Below are 449 nucleotides of genomic sequence, written 5' to 3'. Positions count from 1 at the left end.
GACCCTCGACCTGATCTTCGGCGATCCCGTCGACGCCCTGGCCCAGCTCGAGGCCCGTGCCGACGCCTTCCACCTCGATCGCCTTGCGCCCGGCGGGGGCGATCAGCTCGCCCGCCTGGCGGCCCCGGGGGCCACGCTGGCGGCCTGGGCGGTGGATGAGGGCGCCGGCCAGGTGCTGCAGGCGGCTGGTTTTGTGGTGGCGCAGGATGTGGTGCAGCAGGAGGGCGTTGCCGGCCATCGGCCCGTGCTGCTGGGCCGCTTCGAAGGCGATGCCGTGCCGCCGGCGGCAGCCGTCGACCGCCGTGCGCTGGTGATCGGCGCCGGGGTGGCCGGCACCTCGGTGGCCGAGCGCCTCGCCGCCCGCGGTTGGCGAGTTGCCGTGATCGACGAGGCCGACGGGCCCGGTCAGGGCGCCTCGGGCAACAAGGCCGGGGTGTTCCGGCCGCTGC

The 449-nt window shown here is 76.2% G+C and carries 1 protein-coding gene; it reads left to right on the top strand.

The annotated features are described in order from the left end of the window. A partial coding sequence (locus L6Q67_RS23765) for an FAD-dependent oxidoreductase (protein ID WP_296576050.1) occupies positions 1-449 on the top strand: 449 nt, incomplete at both ends.

This window comes from Zoogloea sp., assembly GCF_023150065.1.
Lineage (GTDB): Bacteria > Pseudomonadota > Gammaproteobacteria > Burkholderiales > Rhodocyclaceae > Zoogloea.
This window is presented reverse-complemented; position numbering and strand designations above follow the sequence as displayed.